Origin of the sequence: Sulfoacidibacillus ferrooxidans (assembly GCF_022606465.1) — a bacterium.
Taxonomy (GTDB): Bacteria; Bacillota; Bacilli; order Alicyclobacillales; family SLC66; genus Sulfoacidibacillus; species Sulfoacidibacillus ferrooxidans.
Window position 1 is genome coordinate 16,687 of the sequence record NZ_JALBUF010000017.1, and the last position, 20,742, is coordinate 37,428.

Annotated in this window: 13 protein-coding genes, 1 pseudogene and 1 CRISPR repeat array; of the genes and pseudogenes, 13 read left to right on the plus strand and 1 reads right to left on the minus strand. The window is 40.6% G+C overall.

From position 1 onward, the window contains the following. Positions 1–135: 135 nt before the first annotated feature. The 7 genes from cas3 to cas2 all read left to right on the plus strand — a co-directional run bounded on the left by cas3 (position 136) and on the right by cas2 (position 8,240). Complete coding sequence (cas3, locus tag MM817_RS14300; RefSeq protein WP_241716375.1) at positions 136–2,547, plus strand: CRISPR-associated helicase Cas3'; 2,412 nt, start codon at positions 136–138, stop codon at positions 2,545–2,547. A gap of 215 nt (positions 2,548–2,762) precedes the next feature. Then, a complete protein-coding gene (gene cas5c, locus MM817_RS14305) occupies positions 2,763–3,485 on the plus strand; it encodes a type I-C CRISPR-associated protein Cas5c (RefSeq protein ID WP_241716377.1) in 723 nt (240 codons plus the stop codon). 4 nt (positions 3,486–3,489) lie between these two features. Beyond that, positions 3,490–5,385 (plus strand): type I-C CRISPR-associated protein Cas8c/Csd1, encoded by a 1,896-nt coding sequence (gene cas8c / locus MM817_RS14310; protein ID WP_241716378.1) that lies wholly within the window; start codon positions 3,490–3,492, stop codon positions 5,383–5,385. Between the two features lie 12 nt (positions 5,386–5,397). Further along, entirely contained in the window at positions 5,398–6,264 is an 867-nt protein-coding gene (gene cas7c / locus MM817_RS14315; RefSeq protein WP_241716380.1) for a type I-C CRISPR-associated protein Cas7/Csd2, read from the plus strand. Continuing rightward, positions 6,251–6,910: a CRISPR-associated protein Cas4 gene (cas4, locus tag MM817_RS14320; RefSeq protein ID WP_241716393.1), complete on the plus strand. Its 660-nt coding sequence runs from the start codon at positions 6,251–6,253 to the stop codon at positions 6,908–6,910. Before cas7c ends, cas4 begins: the two co-directional genes overlap by 14 nt. Next, complete coding sequence (gene cas1c, locus MM817_RS14325; protein ID WP_241716382.1) at positions 6,907–7,938, plus strand: type I-C CRISPR-associated endonuclease Cas1c; 1,032 nt, start codon at positions 6,907–6,909, stop codon at positions 7,936–7,938. Before cas4 ends, cas1c begins: the two co-directional genes overlap by 4 nt. Positions 7,939–7,949: 11 nt before the next feature. After that, positions 7,950–8,240: a CRISPR-associated endonuclease Cas2 gene (gene cas2 / locus MM817_RS14330; RefSeq protein WP_241716384.1), complete on the plus strand. Its 291-nt coding sequence runs from the start codon at positions 7,950–7,952 to the stop codon at positions 8,238–8,240. Positions 8,241–8,410: 170 nt separating this feature from the next. Beyond that, positions 8,411–12,709: direct repeats of the CRISPR family, unit length 32 nt; unit sequence GTCGCACTCCTTGTGAGTGCGTGGATTGAAAT. Positions 12,710–12,761: 52 nt separating this feature from the next. On the opposite strand, the pseudogene MM817_RS14335 reads toward cas2, so the two are convergent. After that, positions 12,762–13,875 (minus strand): annotated as a pseudogene (locus MM817_RS14335) (IS3 family transposase). A gap of 430 nt (positions 13,876–14,305) precedes the next feature. Between MM817_RS14335 and MM817_RS14340 the strand changes: the two are divergent. The 6 genes from MM817_RS14340 to MM817_RS14360 all read left to right on the plus strand — a co-directional run. Next, on the plus strand, positions 14,306–17,059 hold the full coding sequence (locus tag MM817_RS14340) for a type IV secretory system conjugative DNA transfer family protein (RefSeq protein WP_241716386.1): 2,754 nt from the start codon (positions 14,306–14,308) through the stop codon (positions 17,057–17,059). Positions 17,060–17,171: 112 nt separating this feature from the next. Beyond that, positions 17,172–18,005 carry a 4-hydroxy-3-methylbut-2-enyl diphosphate reductase gene (locus tag MM817_RS14345; protein ID WP_241716388.1) on the plus strand — a complete coding sequence of 278 codons (834 nt, stop codon included), beginning with the start codon at positions 17,172–17,174 and terminating at the stop codon, positions 18,003–18,005. 1,187 nt (positions 18,006–19,192) lie between these two features. After that, complete coding sequence (locus MM817_RS14350; protein WP_241716390.1) at positions 19,193–19,687, plus strand: CHC2 zinc finger domain-containing protein; 495 nt, start codon at positions 19,193–19,195, stop codon at positions 19,685–19,687. A gap of 59 nt (positions 19,688–19,746) precedes the next feature. Beyond that, on the plus strand, positions 19,747–19,968 hold the full coding sequence (locus MM817_RS14355; RefSeq protein WP_241716392.1) for a hypothetical protein: 222 nt from the start codon (positions 19,747–19,749) through the stop codon (positions 19,966–19,968). Further along, positions 19,904–20,197 carry a type II toxin-antitoxin system PemK/MazF family toxin gene (locus MM817_RS17540; protein WP_419723415.1) on the plus strand — a complete coding sequence of 98 codons (294 nt, stop codon included), beginning with the start codon at positions 19,904–19,906 and terminating at the stop codon, positions 20,195–20,197. The genes MM817_RS14355 and MM817_RS17540 overlap by 65 nt, the downstream gene beginning before the upstream one ends. 181 nt (positions 20,198–20,378) lie before the next feature. Beyond that, a partial coding sequence (locus MM817_RS14360; protein ID WP_473828221.1) for a recombination directionality factor occupies positions 20,379–20,742 on the plus strand: 364 nt, incomplete at its 3' end.

Genomic DNA, 20,742 nt, shown 5'->3' on the forward strand with positions numbered 1-20,742 from the left:
TTCACTCTATTGACTTAATGCGGGAGTTATCTAATTACAATAAGGTATATTTATTATCGATCACCAGATGATAAAGTTAAGTTATTTAAATTTATAAATATTTTATGCCGTGGTATATATGAAGGGGCTGTTTACATGGAATATATTGCACATATTCGAGAAAAGGATGGCACAATTCAAACGGTTCAGGAACACTTAGAAGAGGTGCGCAAACTGTCCGAACAATTTGGTGAGAAAGTCGGTGTGAAATACTTAGCAGGTCTGGCAGGTTTGTTACACGATTTAGGGAAAAACAGTGATGAATTTAAGAATTATATTCAAGAGGCAATTGCAAATCGGGATAATCCTCCTCGTAGAGGATCGGTTGATCACTCAACAGCAGGGGGTAAATTTCTCTATCAACGCTTCTATACGAACCCGAAAAATATAGCTGAAAGATTAGCTGTTGAATGGATATCTATGTGTATTATTTCTCACCACCAAGGGCTAAGGGATTTCCTAACTCCTCAATTAACGTCGAATTTTTTAGAGCGAGTCTCCGATAAAAAACTAGAAGAATTTGAAAATGTGGTATCTGCATTTTTCAATACGCAAATGACTGAAGAGGAACTAAATCGTTATTTTGATAAAGCTACATCCGAAATGGAAGCAATCCTACATAAAATGAAGAAACCTATTGAAATTTCCTTGTTTATTAAATATATATTTAGTTGTCTAATTGATGCTGACCGAAGTAATACAAGAAGTTTTGAGGAAAATGAGCAAATAAAAGAGGTTTATGATAGGCATTTATTTTTCAAGAATAGTTATGATGCTCTGATGGAAAAAATTACATCTTATAGCAAAGCAGATGATGCACAACACCCTATCAACATACTGAGAAGCAAGATGTCACGCCAATGTGATGAGTTTGCTGTGCGCCCTTCCGGGATTTATACATTATCCATTCCAACCGGCGGTGGTAAAACGCTAGCAAGCTTAAGATATGCACTTAAACATGCTATTACCTATCATAAAGAAAGAATTATATACATTGTTCCTTATACAACGATTATTGAACAAAATGCACAAGAAGTAAGAGCTATTATAAAAAATGATTCCAATATTTTGGAACATCATTCCAATGTAGTAGAAAATGAAGTTGAAGATGAAAATTATGATATCAATAAAAAGAAACTCAAATTAGCAAAAGATAACTGGGAAAGTCCAATTATTTTCACAACGATGGTTCAATTTCTGAATACCTTTTACTCAAAGGGAACAAGGAATGTAAGAAGATTACATAATCTAACAAATGCCGTTATTATATTTGATGAGGTTCAGTCAGTACCAATAAAATGTATGGCATTGTTTAATGAAGCATTGAATTTTCTATATACATTTGGGAAATCTAGTCTTGTCCTTTGTACAGCAACTCAACCTGCATTGGGATTTGTTAAACATCGTTTACTTATTGCTGATCAAACGGAAATCGTCGCAGATATAGAGCAAATAAGTAGTAGTTTTAAACGAGTCAATATCATTGATCAAACCACTCCTCTCGGCTTGAATGCAAAAGAGTTAAAGCAGATGATTCATGCCTGTATACAGAATGCCGATAGTATTTTGGTTATTCTTAATACAAAAATAGCTGTGCAAAAATTATTTAATGAGTTGGATTCAGAGAATGCATGTTTCACTAGTGAGTATAGGTTGTTTCATTTAAGTACGAATATGTGTTCTGCACACCGTAAAGATGTGCTAACTGATTTAAAAAAAGCATTAGAGGCTCGAGAAAGAGTGGTTTGTGTCAGTACTCAATTAATTGAAGCGGGTGTAGATATTAGCTTTGAATGTGTCGTTCGTTCACTAGCTGGGTTAGATTCTATTGCACAAGCAGCAGGAAGATGTAACCGTCATGGTAAAGATGCAATTCGAAATGTGTATATTGTCAAATCATCAGATGAAGTACTAACTAATTTAAAAGAAATAAAGATAGGAGCAGAACAAACAAAAAGACTATTAGCAGAATTTACAGATAACCCAGATGTGTTTGGAAATGATCTTTTATCACCTATGGCATTAACTAGGTACTTCGAATATTATTATAAGCAAATTGAAAATGAATTTGATTATCCTATATTAGAAATTGGAAATAAACTATTCAATCTTCTAAATGACAATAAAGATTACTTTGGTGCTTATAAACATAAACATGGTGTTTCATTCCCCTTAGTAAGTAGGCAATCTTTTGCAACTGCAGAACAATATTTCACAGTGATTGACCACATTACCACATCCATTCTTGTTCCTTATAACGAAGAAGCCCAAAACTTAATTTTAGAGCTTAATGGAGATGTAGACATAAGGAGGTTAGGAGACTTACTAAAAAAAGCTCAACAATATGTTGTTAATATTTATGAACATGAATTAAAAATACTCGAAAAAAATGGGGATATATATTGTTTATTACACGGCAACATATTTGCATTAAGGGAAATAGCATATACAGAAAAATTCGGCTTAGACATGGGTGGTGAAGGGAATTGGTCCACAACTTTTGCTTAAAGAAAAAGGCCCATCTTTTACGATGGGTACTCAAATCATAATGTATAATTTTCAATCCACGCTCTGATAGCGACTAAAGCATCTTCTCATAATACAATTTTTTTGATGAAATTGAAAATAGCTAAAATTATACTTGACATTAAATGGGGGGATAGACCATAATAGGTTTATTGAATAGATAAATAATAATTTATAAGAAGGTGGTGATACTTACTGTGAGAAATCAGATTGAATTTGAGGTATATGGGAATTGTGCGCTTTTTACAGATCCACTGACTAAAATTGGTGGAGAAAAAATGAGCTATCAAATACCTACCTACCAAAGTCTAAAAGGGATAACGGAATCTATTTATTGGAAGCCTACTCTAATTTGGGTGATTGATGAAGTGCGAGTGATGAATTCCATTCAAACAGAATCAAGAGGCATTCGACCCATTGAATATGGTGGTGGGAATACGCTGACTTATTACACTTATTTACATAATCCGAGGTACCAAGTGAAAGCGCATTTTATTTTCAATTCTCACCGAGAAGATCTTATTGATGATCGAGATGAACACAAGCATCACAATATTGCTAAACGAGCTGTATCAGTAGGTGGGCGCAGGGATATTTTTCTTGGATCCAGAGAATGCCAAGGCTATGTTGAACCTTGTGTATATGGAGAAGGAACAGGGTTTTACGATGATTATGACGGAGAAATCAGTTTTGGTGTAATGGTACATGGTATCAACTACCCTGATGAAACAGGGAAGAGTGAAATGGAAACTCGCTTATGGAAACCTACAATGAATAAGGGCGTAATTACTTTTATTCGTCCAGACGAATGCACTTTAATTCGCCAAACGGGTGACATGTCACTCAAGCAATTTAATGAAGGAAATATGCAATCAGTTGATGAACTTTATGAAGAAATTTTTTCAGAGGAAAAGAGGTGACTGAATGACATGGCTGAATAATTTGTATAAAACCTATGAGAACAATACAAGTTCAATAGGAATTTTTGAAAAAAAACGAAATGATCAAGAATTTGCTTTACTACCTGTTTCACATACAACACAAAGTGCTCATATTGAAGTTGTATTGAATGATAGGGGAGTTTTTGTTTCAGCAAAAGTTGTAGACAAGAATGACGCTAGTACAATCATTCCTTGTACGGAAAACTCAGCAAATAGGACAAGCTCACCAGTACCTTACCCGTTATTCGATAAGCTTGTCTATGTTGCAGGAGATTATGAGAACTTTGGCGGTGAAGTTAAATTAGGAACTCCGCATAGTGATTATATGAAACAATTAAAGGAATGGTGCGATTCGCCTTACACTCATCCAAAGGTGCAAAGTGTTTACGAGTATCTAAGAAAAGGGACGCTAATTGCAGATCTAATTAATGAGAAAATAATTTTTGTGGATGAACAACATCACTTCATCGCTAGATGGACTAAAGATGTGGAAGAGAAGTACGGAGAAAAGCCCGAATTATTTAAGGTGATGAGTTCTGATCAAAGCTCCGCATTTGTTCGATTTTCCGTAAATGTAATCGGAGAAACTGATTCAAGGCTTTGGAGAGATCGAGCTGTACAAGAATCATTTATTAAATTTTATGGTGGAAAATTAGGGGAATGCGATCTGTGCTTTGTTACAGGAAAATCTTTACCCTATTCAGACAAGCACACATCAAAAATTCGCAACTCAGCTGATAAGGCAAAATTGATTTCTTCAAATGATACGAGTGGGTTTACGTTTCGTGGTCGTTTCCGTACGAGTCGTGATGCAGCATCAATAAGTTATGAAGCATCTCAAAAGGCACATAATGCTTTAAAATGGCTTATTGCCAAACAAGGGTATTCGATCGACGGTAAGACATTTCTAGTATGGGGAACAGAAGATACATCACTACCGGACTTATTTGGCGATTCTTTTAGTTTATACGGTGAATCAGAAGAAGTCTACGGTGATATAACACATCAAGAATTTGCAAAACAAATAAAACTAGCTATTGGAGGGTACAGACATGATTTAAATTATCACTCCAATGTCATGATTATGATTTTAGATGCTGCCACAACGGGACGGTTGTCTATTGTCTACTACCGTGACTTGGACAAAGAATATTTTTTAAACCGATTACAACAATGGCATGAATCTTGTTATTGGGTGCATCGGTATAAGAAAAACTCAGATCATGTCTATTATTCTTTTACTGGGGCACCTTCGACTAAGGATATTTTCTTTGCAGCGTATGGTGCTAAAGCAAGTGATAAAATCGAGAAAATGTTATTTGAAAGAATGTTGCCATCCATTATTGATGGAAGAAAAATACCGTTCGATATCGTTCGAAGTGCTGTGAATAGGGCATCTAACCCCGTGGCAATGGAAATGTGGGAATGGGAAAAAACACTCAGTATTACTTGTGCATTAGTGAGAAAAACATATGAGAAAGAGGGCTACGATGTGCCATTAGATGTAAATAACACAAATCGTGATTATTTATTTGGCAGAATGTTAGCAATTGCTGATGTGCTAGAAAGAAGGGCATTAGGTAAGGAGGAGAAACGGGCTACAAATGCTATTCGTTATATGAATGCGTTTGCGCAGCGCCCTGGTCGAACATGGACGATCATTCAATCCAATTTACAAGTATATCAAGCAAAGCTTGGCACAGAGGTAGGGTATTATAATCGATTACTTGATGAAATTGGCTCACAATTAAGACCACAAGATTATACGGACAAGTCTTTGAATGGTGTGTATTTACTGGGATTTTACAGTCAAAGACAAGAATTATACAAAAGCAAAAAAGATAAAGAACTAGAAGAAGTGGATGAAAACAACAAATAGGGAGAGATGTAAATGAATACGTTAGATCACAAAATCGACTTCGCAGTTGTTATTACAGTCAAGAATGCTAATCCAAATGGTGATCCATTAAACGGGAACAGACCTAGACAAAACTATGATGGTTTTGGAGAAATATCAGATGTGTGTATTAAAAGAAAAATAAGGAATAGGCTTCAAGATATGGGCTCTAATATTCTAGTACAATCGGATGAAAAACGTGTGGATAGTTACAGAAGTATTAAGGATCGTGTGGACGGGAATACAAAATTACAAGAATTCGCAAAGGGGAAAACCCAAAGTAATGAACTTTTCGGAAAAGTAGCTTGTGAGTCCTGGATAGATGTCCGTAGTTTTGGACAAGTATTTGCCTTTAGTGGGTCGGATGTCTCAATAGGTATTCGTGGTCCTGTGTCTATTCACACTGCAGTGAGTCTGGATACTATTGATATATCAAGTATGCAAATTACCAAAAGTGTCAATTCCGTTACTCAAAAAGACCCGAATAAAAAAAGCTCGGATACAATGGGCATGAAACACAGGGTTGACTTTGGGGTCTATGTTTTATACGGCAGTATAAACACCCAATTAGCAGAAAAAACGGGTTTTACATTTGAAGATGCAGAAAAAATTAAAGAAGCTTTGATTACTCTATTTGAGAATGATGCTTCATCTGCACGACCTGATGGAAGTATCGAAGTCAATAAGGTTTTTTGGTGGGAACATAATTCTAAAATCGGGCAATTTTCTTCTGCAAAAGTTCATCGTTCATTAAAAATCAAGTTAGTAGAAGGATTGAACGTAGCAAAAACATTTGAGGATTATGTTGTTTCACTTGACGACCTAGATGGTCTTCATGTTCAAATATATGATGGAATATAAAGAAGATGATTATCTACTGCTTTCCGGAATTCAACATTTCAATTTCTGCAGAAGACAGTGGGCATTAATTCATATTGAACAACAATGGGAAGAAAATGTACGAACCGTTGAAGGCAATTATCTTCATACGCGTGCAGATCAACCTATGATTCGTGAAAAGAGAGGGAATAAACTCATTGTGAGGGCACTCCCTATTCATTCTAAAGAATTAGGGATAACAGGTATCTGTGATGTGGTTGAGTTTATTCAGGATCCTAATGGTGTTGTATTAGCAGGGGAGGAAGGGTTATACCTTCCTTTTCCTGTAGAATATAAAAGAGGAAAGCCTAAAAAAGACGACTCTGATATTTCACAATTAACTGCTCAGGCAATATGTTTAGAAGAGATGTTAGTTTGTGATATTGAGAGGGGATATATCTTTTATGATGAAATAAAACATAGAGTCGAGGTATCAATCACCTTAGATTATCGGCAGAAGGTCAAAAAAAGTTTCGAGGATATGCACCATCATTTCCAAAATAATTATACTCCAAAAGTAAAAACAGGTCCTCATTGCGAAAACTGTTCACTTCAACATATATGTTTACCCGACATGTTGAATAAAAAATCCGTCTCAAGCTATATTTCCGGGAGGCTACGAGAATGAAAAAGCTATTGAATACATTATTCGTATCGACTCCGGATGTGTATGTATCACTTGACGGTGAGAATATTGTTGTAAAAAAAGACAGTGAAAGCTTAGGAAGATATCCTCTTCATAATTTAGAATCTATATGTATATTTGGTTATGCAGGAATAAGTCCTGCATTTATGGGAGCATGTGTAGACCGCAATATCGCTATCACATTTATAACAAAAAACGGAAGATATCTAGCGAGAGTCATCGGAGAAACAAGAGGTAATGTTGTATTACGAAAAGAGCAATATCGTATTTCTGATGATGAAAGAAGGAGCGCACTTGTTTCAAGAAATTTTATTATTGGTAAAATTTATAACAGCAAATGGATTTTAGAACGTGCAACAAGGGATTATCCACTTCGACTAGATGTTGAGAAAATTAAAGCAGTGTCTATATCTTTATCCCAATCAATGAGAGCAGTTCGAACGGTGGAAGAATTAGATACTTTACGAGGTGTGGAAGGGAATGCTGCGGTTCAGTATAATTCGGTTTTTAATGATTTAATATTGCAACAAAAAGATCATTTTTTCTTTAATGGAAGAAACAAACGACCCCCATTAGATAATGTAAATGCATTATTATCTTTTACGTATACATTATTATCCAACGATATGAAATCGGCCTTAGAAGCAGTGGGGTTGGATGCATATGTAGGATTTTTACATCGTGATCGTCCCGGTAGGGCATCATTAGCACTAGACATGATGGAAGAATTAAGAAGTGTTTATGCAGACCGATTTGTGATTTCATTAATTAATAAAAAGGTTATAAATCATAAAGGTTTTTATAAAAAGGAAAATGGTGCAGTCATCATGGATGATGATACCAGAAAAAAAGTAATAACAGCCTGGCAGGAAAGAAAGCAAGAGAAAATTCATCATCCCTTTCTGGATGAAAAGATTTCTTGGGGACTTGTTCCATATGCACAAGCTTTATTGTTAGCTAGATTTATTAGAGGAGATTTAGATGAGTATCCCCCGTTTTTTTGGAAGTAGGAGGCGTGTTAATGTTGATCTTAATAACATATGATGTGAGTACAACCAGCGCAGAAGGTAAGAAGAGGTTACAAAAAGTATCAAAAAAATGTTTGGATTATGGTCAAAGAGTTCAAAATTCAGTTTTTGAATGTATTCTTGATTCTACTCAATTAAGACAAATAAAATATCAATTAGAAAATATAATTAATAAAGAAACGGATAGTCTTCGTTTTTATAATTTAGGAGATAAATACAAATCAAAAGTTGAACATATTGGAGCTAGAGAATCTTACGATTCAGAAGGAACACTCTTCCTTTAAGTGCGAATGTGATGCTATCATAATATATGTAGGGGATTCGCACTAAAAAATACACTACAAATCGAGGTTATTATCATTAAAATCACATATTTATCTTATTTTACAAGATAATAGTGAGCGTATTTCCTTATAATTAACTCATTAAATGTGAAAAATGATCATTTTTCACTGTCGCACTCCTTGTGAGTGCGTGGATTGAAATCAATAGCGTCTGTTGTGGAATTGACTGTAAACCAAGTCGCACTCCTTGTGAGTGCGTGGATTGAAATCCTTATTTCGTACGTAGTGTCACCACGGTCCAAGTCGCACTCCTTGTGAGTGCGTGGATTGAAATCAGAAATACGCCGCGTCCTGAAAGGCCATTCGTGCAAGTCGCACTCCTTGTGAGTGCGTGGATTGAAATTCTATGTCGAGACCAAGAAACACGGGCGAGAAAGGGTCGCACTCCTTGTGAGTGCGTGGATTGAAATGACGCAATCAAGGCACTAGAGGATCAAAAGGCTCCAGTCGCACTCCTTGTGAGTGCGTGGATTGAAATTGACGGTTTGCCCAATAATAGCAATGGTTTAGCGGGTCGCACTCCTTGTGAGTGCGTGGATTGAAATTGGTGATACAGTCTCGGTTGTGCCTGTTGCTTCTGGGTCGCACTCCTTGTGAGTGCGTGGATTGAAATCCCTAGTATTCCTATCCAACCTATCTTCTCGCGTCTCGTCGCACTCCTTGTGAGTGCGTGGATTGAAATCGTTTAGCGATGTGATCTGGGGGGAAAGTTATGGCAGTCGCACTCCTTGTGAGTGCGTGGATTGAAATTGCTTATGGTAGTGGTAGTGGTGGTGGTGGTGGGGGTCGCACTCCTTGTGAGTGCGTGGATTGAAATAATTGTATAATGCCGGGGGGCAGGGGGATGGATACCGTCGCACTCCTTGTGAGTGCGTGGATTGAAATCAGACTACTTGTAAATAGACTAAGATCAACATTAAGGTCGCACTCCTTGTGAGTGCGTGGATTGAAATCGATGTCGATGTATACCACGCATGGTTGGCGGGCTTTATAAGTCGCACTCCTTGTGAGTGCGTGGATTGAAATCGATAGTCGCGGATGGTGCATCCAAACTTGATGGGTGTCGCACTCCTTGTGAGTGCGTGGATTGAAATCACGCGATTGCTCATACTGGTTATAAATGGATGCTGGTCGCACTCCTTGTGAGTGCGTGGATTGAAATCAGTGACACCACAACAAAACGCCTATCTTTATGGGAGTCGCACTCCTTGTGAGTGCGTGGATTGAAATCAAACAAAGGTAAAGAGTAACATACCATAAGTAGTGTCGCACTCCTTGTGAGTGCGTAGATTGAAATCCGCCGTTAATGGATTGATTTCATCGGTTTTAAGTCGCACTCCTTGTGAGTGCGTGGATTGAAATGGAGACTACTGGGAGTAGAGAGTCTAGGTAGTCTATGACGTCGCACTCCTTGTGAGTGCGTGGATTGAAATTGATTATTCTTGTGTGTCGTAGAAGCGCGTATAAGGTCGCACTCCTTGTGAGTGCGTGGATTGAAATAATGCTGCCCGCCCATAAACGGGAAGCATTGTTATGTCGCACTCCTTGTGAGTGCGTGGATTGAAATCACCCGTCCAATACCCGCGCCAAGCCCGGCGGATGTCGCACTCCTTGTGAGTGCGTGGATTGAAATTGAGACAGACTCATTTTACCAGAGTATTGTAGTAGCGTCGCACTCCTTGTGAGTGCGTGGATTGAAATTGCTAGCTTCTCAAAATACACACCAGGGATAGTAGTCGCACTCCTTGTGAGTGCGTGGATTGAAATACCTGTTTTTAATTGTATATTCATAGTCTATTTCCCGTCGCACTCCTTGTGAGTGCGTGGATTGAAATGACGAATTGTTACCAGAAGTACAAAAAAAGCTATATGGTCGCACTCCTTGTGAGTGCGTGGATTGAAATACAGTCACAGTCTTGAAGAGGTAGATCTAGCATTTTGTCGCACTCCTTGTGAGTGCGTGGATTGAAATTCATCTTACACTCATGTCGTAGAAGGCATTATAAGGTCGCACTCCTTGTGAGTGCGTGGATTGAAATCGTCAATTGTAAACAATGTATCTGCATGATTGCAGTCGCACTCCTTGTGAGTGCGTGGATTGAAATTCATCCTTATACCCTTACAAACATACTGCCTATGGTGTCGCACTCCTTGTGAGTGCGTGGATTGAAATAGCCACGTATTGTTGCATACTGTCAATACGCCACGGTCGCACTCCTTGTGAGTGCGTGGATTGAAATTACGTATTCGTAGGCCACATCTCCCATATCTTTACAGTCGCACTCCTTGTGAGTGCGTGGATTGAAATATGCCATAGCTGTGACTCCCCGCATATACACGCAGAGTCGCACTCCTTGTGAGTGCGTGGATTGAAATTCTTTTAATACTCATAATAGTATCACTCCCAATGTTGTCGCACTCCTTGTGAGTGCGTGGATTGAAATAGCCACGTATTGTTGCATACTGTCAATACGCCACGGTCGCACTCCTTGTGAGTGCGTGGATTGAAATCATTGCAATATCTGGTACGTCGAATGAAAGATCATGTCGCACTCCTTGTGAGTGCGTGGATTGAAATCTCCTCGGTTTTAAAGGCGTTTCGACTAGTCCTCAGTCGCACTCCTTGTGAGTGCGTGGATTGAAATGACGACTGACACGCTGTCGAGTTTCGCTAGCGGTGACAGTCGCACTCCTTGTGAGTGCGTGGATTGAAATGTCTTGATCCACGTAGTTAACACTGGCTTACAAGTCGCACTCCTTGTGAGTGCGTGGATTGAAATGACTAAGTAGCCATGAAAATCAAAGGTAGGAAAATTGTCGCACTCCTTGTGAGTGCGTGGATTGAAATTTATAATTATCCATGACTAACATTCCCCATCTCATAGTCGCACTCCTTGTGAGTGCGTGGATTGAAATTAAGTAGTCGTTAAACCATCGAATCACAGATGCTCGTGTCGCACTCCTTGTGAGTGCGTGGATTGAAATGCCAAACGTGTACAATGTGACTTCTTTTTTAATACTCAGTCGCACTCCTTGTGAGTGCGTGGATTGAAATTGCTACACTTATTTCCGTCTCTTCCGGCATGGGTGGTCGCACTCCTTGTGAGTGCGTGGATTGAAATTAATGTACTCACGGCCTGTGACACATAGTATACAGTCGCACTCCTTGTGAGTGCGTGGATTGAAATCAATTTAAGAGAGTGGCGAATCCGTACCCACTCGCACGTCGCACTCCTTGTGAGTGCGTGGATTGAAATTCATAATCAGTATCACTCCCATTTGTTTGTTTACGTCGCACTCCTTGTGAGTGCGTGGATTGAAATACGATTGAAATTAAATCAGAGGATGAAAGCTGGGAGGTCGCACTCCTTGTGAGTGCGTGGATTGAAATAATCCACATTTGTGAACGCCTTAAAAGATTGGAAAGTCGCACTCCTTGTGAGTGCGTGGATTGAAATTTCATGAGTAAACCTCCTATAGTGTTGCATCGATAGGTCGCACTCCTTGTGAGTGCGTGGATTGAAATGGATAGGCTCATTTCGGCGATTTCACCCAAGCAAGACGTCGCACTCCTTGTGAGTGCGTGGATTGAAATTGCGCACTCTCCGATTATAGTCTATCGTAAAGTCAAAGTCGCACTCCTTGTGAGTGCGTGGATTGAAATTGTATCATAGATATAAGGATGATCTTTACCAGGGTAGTCGCACTCCTTGTGAGTGCGTGGATTGAAATAGATCGCGTTCCTCACACCTGGTTATAGCGTGGTTCGTCGCACTCCTTGTGAGTGCGTGGATTGAAATAATTATTTTTTTCGCACCCCACAAAATCAGATCAGAGTCGCACTCCTTGTGAGTGCGTGGATTGAAATACGATTGCGCCCCCTAACCCTGCATCGACGTTCCGGTCGCACTCCTTGTGAGTGCGTGGATTGAAATTAGGTCTTCGGTTTCGGGTTCCGCGGACGCGCTGGAGGGTCGCACTCCTTGTGAGTGCGTGGATTGAAATCAAAAAGCAAGAAAGCTCGTTGGACAAGCCCAAGTCGCACTCCTTGTGAGTGCGTGGATTGAAATCATTTTCCGATGTGATATGGGGGGAGAGCTATGGAGGTCGCACTCCTTGTGAGTGCGTGGATTGAAATTACTGTTAAATTTCGTGTTTTTAATCAAAGTAATGGTCGCACTCCTTGTGAGTGCGTGGATTGAAATCTGCAAAACTCCAACATAACACAGAATTTACACAGTCGCACTCCTTGTGAGTGCGTGGATTGAAATCGGATCGATCGGCAGCATTACTTTGGCTACGCCAATGTCAGTCGCACTCCTTGTGAGTGCGTGGATTGAAATAGAAAGAGTTTGATACGTTGAAATATGATACCAAGTCGCACTCCTTGTGAGTGCGTGGATTGAAATCATTCCTGCATTGGACCTCTGTCAAGTTACTAGACACAAAAAGAAGAACTATTTAGGCGACGACTGTAGATAATAAATCTTCCATTTGTTGAGGCGTTTTGTACTGAATAGCTGAATGAATTCTGTTACGATGATATCGACCCTCAATGTACCGAAATAACTGTGGTTTTCATCTTCGTAGGATTTAAATATTGTTCTGTAGACCATCTCTTTTTTCAAAATCGCATGAAAGCTTTCGATAGGTGCGTTGTCGTATGGACACCCTTTGGATGAAAACGATTGACGGATGCCCAGACTAAGCAGTTTCTCTCGGTACTCATGACTTGTATACTGACTCCCTCGGTCTGAGTGGAGGATGACCCCACGTTCCGGTCTCTGCGTAGTGACTGCCTGATTCAGAGCGGATAGCACACAGCTCTTATCCATTGTTTTACTATAACTCCATCCGATCATCTTGTTTGTGGCTACATCTATAATGGATGCTAAGTAAGTCCACCCATCGGCTACAGTGTGTAAATACGTGATATCGCTAACCCATTTTTCATTTTTCTTAGTGGTAGAGAAATCCCTCTTGAGTAAGTTTTCGCCTTCGTTGTACACGGTGTCTGCTTGATAAGGTCTGTACTTTTTGATCACGACAGACCTCAATCCCAGACTTTTCATGGTACGTTGCACTCGTTTTTCGCTGACTGTGAAGGGTACATTCAACTGATTCATCTCTTTCCGAATTTTAGGAGCTCCATAGACGCCGTCTTGTTCATGATAAATTCGGATTATTTCTTGTTTTAGTAACTTGTTTTCTTGTTTTAATCGTCCGTCTGGGCGTTTTTGCGTAAAGAAATAATAGCTGCTACGACCGATTCCCAGCACCTTACATACTTTATTCTTGCTATGTTTTTCATACTGGGATGCGGCGACATCAACCCGTTCACGAACCCCTACCTTTTGGCGAATATGGTCATAGCCTTTTTTAGGATTTCATTTTCATCTTCCAATTCCCAGATACGATTCTTGAATTTCTTGATATCCAGGGCTGTCAGCGTCTCGTTCTCCACAGTGATTTCCCTACGCTCATTGACCCATTTATAAAGCGCCGTTTTACCTAGACCATATTCGCTCTTGATTTCTGATGGTGTTTTGCCCGTGTGATAGAGTTCAACAATCATGGACTTGAATTCTTCAGTATACCTAGTTTGTTTCGTTCCCAATTTCTAGACACAACCTTTCAATAATAGTTTATCAGTCCTCCTTTTTGTGTCCACTACTTTATACTAACTCCACAAGGCGCAATGGCAATGTTTACTGTCAATCTAAAACGGATATTGAAGCTCATGAAGTAAGAAATATATGTTGTGCACATCTAAATAAAAACAAAGATAGCCCGTACTCTAATTTTTCGAGTACAGGCTATCTTTCGTCGGAGCCCTTTAAGCTTGTTCCAGTGAATTGACTAGCTTTTTCAGTGGCCTCCTTAAAGTCGGGCTCTTTTTTTTGCGCAAAATAAAGGAGTGAAAATGGAGGGTTTTATCGCTTGACTTTCGATTACGATTACGATTGAGGTTGAGAAGTGCAAGTAAAAAGAAAGGAGCGTTACTGTTGCCAAGCGTACCGAACGTGTTCACTTCTCCGCAAGCGATGGCAGGGTTGCTAGGCCACGTTCCAGCGGCTGTATGGATTGTGTTGTTGATGGTTGTACTGGTTTGGTTGTATATCACGTACCGATCAGTGATTAGCAACGCGAAGGTGATTGGGTTACTCGTTGTTGTTGGAGGATTAGTTGGAGTGGTCCTGTGGTTATCGAAGCAAGTAGCCATATGGCAACACACGGCGAAAACAGCGAAGGTTACATTGCCTTTACAAGCGATAATACCTCCTAGTTTAGCGAAACAAACGGGGACTCTCATGCAAACATCAGGGATCAACATGCAAGCGGCTAATCCTACGCTGCATGAAAATCCTCTGATGATCGCTTTAGCACTCGTGGGCACAGTCGGTCTGATCGCTTATGGCATTTATCAGACGATGACCAAGCGCACGACACATGACAATCGGGTGCATACGTATAAAAAATATAAACCAAGTGGTGACTTCACGTATACGCCGATTGAATTGGCTGTGTCGAAAGAAACGAAGAAGCCGATTGTTATCGAGGGAAAGGATCGCTTTATTAACACGTTAGTTATGGGACCGCCTGGAACGGGGAAAACATCGCGTATTGTGGCGAAATCGGGTATACAGGATTTGAGACACATTGCGCTCGGCTATCCGATGGACGTCATCGTGATGGATCCGGATGGTGGATTGGCTTATGAGATGATTCGTGTGGCTAAGCAATTTGATATCCCAGTAAAGATTATTGATTTGACTCAGAAGTCTGAAAGCAGTCAAAAAACCAATATATCTGTTGATATATTTGATGGTATTCCTACAGAAGTGATCGAAAATGTGCGGGCAGTGCTTGCAGAGCAGATGGGTCGTAGTAAAGATTTGTTTTATACCAACGTGCAAAATGCGATCATCCACAAAGTGATTATGGTGCAAAAGATCCTCTATCCTAAGAGTGGATTGATCAAGTTTGCGGAGTGGTCGAGCGACTTGGGCATATTCCGAGAAGTGTGTATGCTTGCTGTTCATTTTGTCACGGACGGGTCATTAAAAGAAGCTGCAGATCAAACATTTATGCCACCGAAGGAAGCAAAAGAATTATTTGATCGTATACAAAAACTAACAGAACTTGAGAAGGACATCGTGCTTAAAGAATCACGAGCTTTTTTACGGGATATCAAAAATGAAAAACTGCTGGTCACCCTAACTTCGGTGACAACAGGATTGAAAAACGTAGTAGAAGAGTTAGCTAAAAATCCAGTAATTGCACCAATTGTTGATGAAAATAGCCCACATCCTAAATTTTCATTTCGGGAATTTTTAGATCGAAAAGATGCAAAAGGCCAATTGATCGCTGTCGTCAATGGCAATCAAGCATCAGGTGATCTTTTCGGACGCTTATTTTTAATTGCTTTCAAATTAGCGGCCTTAAATCGCGAAGGAAATGAAGACACTAGACGTCCGGTGTATCTGTATGTGGACGAGTTCCCACGCTATACGACCAATTCTTTAAAGGACTTGTTTTCACAAGGGCGTAAATATCGGATTGGAATCATGCTGGCTTTTCAAGGGCGGAGTCAGTTGTCTCTTGAAACGAATCCAAAATTTATAGAGATTGTGGAAGCCAGCTGTCGTAACAAGGTGTATTTCCCCGCACAAGGGTTTGAGGATGCCCGGTATTTAGAGAAGGCGCTTGGGACGGAGTGGGTTGAGGAGCATACGCATTCTCGGAGTTTGGTGAGTTACTTGAATATGAGTGGGCGAACGGAATCACCCAAGGTATCTACGAGGGAACGGGAAAAGGCTCGTTTTCGATCGGAGGACATTTCCTTTCAACTTGCAGAAAATGAAGCGATCTTTCTCATGACCGTAGGCAATCAACAAAAGTATCCAGAGGTCGGGATCACAACATATGCAACGGAATGGATCAAACAGCAAAAGGATTTCTACCTGACGAAGCAACGAGTCAAAAAAGAGCCGATTTCGCAGGTGAATGAACAAAAAAAGGACCCTATTCGAGGATACATCACGGAAGTAGCTTCTGCTGATGCTCATGGACCTGCCGTGCCGGAATCCACAGTCTATGTAACGAAACATTCGATCCGGCCAGAGTCAGATGGGTTAGGGATGATTGTCTTCGATACCACGCCAGAAGCGCAGGCGAAGATTCGTGAAGCGGAACGTAGAGGGAGATCCATTGTTGGTGATCACTATATGCATACGCCAGATAAGCTAAAAGGAAAAACTCTCCACGAATCATTGGCCATTATTGGAGAGGAGAAGAGGAAAGAGCGTGAAGCAAAAGGGGAACCGGCTCCTGATTTTAGAGCCATGTATCGAACGAACTATCAAAAGGGGATAGACCAAGCGGGTCTTTTGCGAGAGGAATCAGCGTTGCAACAGCATCAAGATATCGTGATCCCTGTACCAGAGCCAAAACAACCGGATGTGCAAAAAAAGGAGCAGTTAACAGCTAAGTTGGACAAGCCATTTGATCGAGAAAAGGATGCGCCTGTCTGCCAAAAATGCGGTGGAACAATGAATTTGTATGACATGAAAAATATTCATGGAATTGTGGTACAAGGAAATGGAGTTACACGCCTTACGTACAAATGCAGTCAAGATGACGCGAAGGACATTTATTTTTTGTGTAATGTTTGTGATCATATCGTTCAAAGAGTGATGCGCGATGGGGATTATTATAAAGAATGCTCACATTGCGGTAGCAAATTGAAAGAGTCGTAGTAAAGAAATTTACGAAAAAAAGTGGATTGAAAATGGAGGGTTTTTAGGGTTGACAACGCGGTAAAGTGAGAGTAGTAAAACTTATCTAACATAGATGAAAGGGGATTTACCAGTGGAAAATAACCGCTTGTTTTATGTCAACGTGCTCGCCGAAGGGGCTAAGGAAGGGGAACAAGTGCTTGATCACATCAAAGTAGATCTTGCTGCACGTGCGTGGAAACGTGGTAATACAGTTGTACATTATAAGTTGTATGGAACAGAAACATTAGAAATGAAGGATGGCACGAAAAAAGAGATGTTGTTTGGCGATGTGGGCGTAGCGAAGATCTATTTGCCTTTGGAAATGGCTGCTTTAGACCCCAAACAACGTCCTAGCGATTTGTTTAAATACTGGGTGTCAGGCGTCATTGAAGATTTTGACATAAAAGACACGGGAAATCGAGTTTTAGTCATGAATCGAGCTAAGGCACTAAAAATCCTCAAAGAGCGTAATGCACTAAAATTGCGTGAAAGAAAGCTATATGCTGTGATACAACGAGAGCTTATAGGAGCCTACCTCGTAAATGCTGGCGGATATACAGCGTTATTGCCTAAAGCGTACTACGATTGGGATCGAGACAAAAAAGCGAAAATAGGAGAAGAATTCCCTGTTATGGTGCTGCCAAGCAGAGAAGGTGCTCCGATGATAGTATCTCGTCGAGACGCTATAACGAATCCATATGCCATGTTAAATCTCAATAAAAATGCGGAAGTAGGTGGCGTACTGACGCGGATGAATCGTAATGGAACATTTTTAGTTGAAATTACAAAAGGGGTGACGGTCAGCGTAGATCCTATCAACATGAGGAGAATACCCGAATTAGGTGATTTTGTTACGATCAGGATCATAGGGAACAATCATTCAGGACCTTATGGTGTGTTCGAATATGCAACAGATGCTATTTGATGATCCTTGTGAACTGCAAAAAGCATTCTCTAGCTACTTAATGCTAGGGGATGCTTTTTTCTATTGCAAAATGAAACTATCAATCTTATACTACAAACATAATGTATCTTCAATACAACCTGTTCTTCTGGCCTTGATACAGCCTTCGATTTGAGGATGACGTCCAATAGAATCATGAAGAGCAAAAACAAATCGGCTAACCGACACACGTGGATATGCTTCTATTGGTGGACTGACGGAAAACCAAGAAAAGCTTGCTGCGGATGACGTCCAAAGCCGTGTGAAAGTAGTAACCGTGATAAGCCTGACGGGTAATCACGTGGTGAATGAGATGGACTGACGGAAAATCAAATTCACCAATGTAGGATCACGTTTATTCATTGTTTAGTGATCTGACGGAAAGCTAAACAATGGTGTAAAGTCTGACGGACATTACACATACGTGAGTAAGGCCGATGTGATCAATTTGATTGCATTGTAGGCTACTATAGTGGACTAATGGAAAGCTATACGAGTGCCTAGACCATCACGATCAGCGATGAGGATATGTTTCTAAAGGTTGATACGTGATCCAAAATATTTGGCGTCTACCTCCACGACACGGAGTTTGTCCGCAGTAAGAGTTGCTGAAATGTTGGTGTGTAGCGACGCCGGCATTGTACCTATACCGAGAAAAGTAGGTAGCACAAACTTCTTATTGGCTAACGGATCGAAGGCTACCAGGCAGAACGGAACTGCTGAGGGGGTTGCCAAAGACCACGTCTCTGGTCTTGAGGTCGGGACGAGGCATATGCCTTGAAAAAATGCGAGAGCATTCCGATTAACTCACGTGGGATTGAGACCAACTGCAATTTCTTACGAGGAATTGCCGCGTGTTTGACAAGAGTATGAAGGTAGAGTTGCAGTGCTCACCGTAAATATGCAGCTACGCCAGCATAGTAGGCGAAAAGGTAATGCAACAACATAAGGGTATACTATACCCATGCACGTGAAAAAAATTCATGCATAACACAAGGGAGTATTCTGCCCAAGTGTCAAACCAATAAACTCGCATCACCGCGGGAATGTCCTAATGACATCTACTTTCGCAATCGCGAAAATGAAGAGGTCTATTTGGCGTTTCGGTGGTTTGTTTGCGTTTGAGGAGTGGTCATCATGAGGTATGTATCCAATGACGGGGGTGCACTATGGTCGGAGTGGAAGAAATCGCAGAACGCAACAAGCTCCACCTTGTCCGTACATCCACACACAATCAATACAAGGCGCACTGCCCGGTCTGCAAAGATGATCGTCGCGTGTACCACTTGTATGTTAACACGGCTCGTGACACGTTTTGCTGTCACAAATGCGGTGCATCTGGCGGGGCGATTCAGTTTCATGCATGGCTCAAGGGGGTAACCTTTGAAGAGGCCAAGCGTGATCTTTACCCTGCGCAACAGCACAAACAACCTGAACACCCAGCTGAACGCTTGACGCGTGATCAGTTGCGTACAATCGGATTTGTCGGTCGCACATCGAAGATCGCACCTAAAGGTGTTGATCCAAAGGTGTGGTCTGATCGCCGGAAAGCCGAACTGGATTGGATATGGGCGGAATGGCAGGAACGTTTGGCGTGGGAACGTCGAGTGGAACTGCATGTGCGCCAAGCACTTGCGGATGGAAATATGTCGCAAGCGCAATAAAAAGGGGGTATGATTTTATGCGTCAAACGGCGTATACTACTTCCACGGAGGTGTTTTTCGTGGAGAAAAAGCAAGAGGAAATTGGCTTAGTTAAAGGTAACGTTCCAGGTCTGCGTGGCCGTATGTCAAGGGACGATAAGAGCGATTATGTGAATACAGATTCTATTGTACTTGGCGAATCATTTAAGTTTCTTCTGAATAAGGAAGATGATGTGTATGACACAAAATACGAGTACTTACTTGAAGCCGAAGAAAGGCGAAATATACATCACGAAAGTTAGATTTTCAGATGATTCGAATGTTAAAATTCGTCCTTTGTTAATCATATTTGCTGAACAAGGTGATGAAGATGTAATTGGAGTTTTTATAACTAGTCAAACTCCAAAAAGTGCATTCGATGTAACGATAACCTCATGGGTAGCATCCGGCTTAGAAAAACCTTCTATTGTTAGAACATCCAAACCAGGAACCTACCATTATTCCCGACTTTTAAAAAAATTGGCGATTTGAACGATAAAGATTTGCAAAAAGTGCTAGCCTCGTTTCAAGAGCTTGCAACCTCGTAAAAATAAACTATAAAACCAATCCGTCTATATAACGGAAAGTAGCACACGAAAAAAGATGCAGCGCAAGCTGTGTTTTGTCGTGTGCTTTTTTCGTGTTCTAGCGGATCAACAAAGGAGCGATTCATATGCCGATTCCAGGACGTTCAGATGTTGTGCGCGTGCCACGAGTAGGAAAAATTCATTTAGGTGTGAAAACATCCAATGGACAAAAGGAGTATCCAAAAGCCACGGACTATTTTGTTGTTCGTGCCGATGAGTCAACCACCTCACAGCAGATGGTCGATTCGTTTAAGCGAGTCTATGGAGAGAATCCCAAGGAGATCACAATCGCATTTCCTAGCGATGATCCGGAGGACTTTTTTCCACAATATCTAAGCTCGTACAAAGGGAAACCGCCTCTTTCGAAGTTGTTTTGCAAAGGCGACGGATACACCGCTGACCGTTTGCAAGAAAGTGGAGGATACGAGAAAATCACCTGCGCCTATAAAG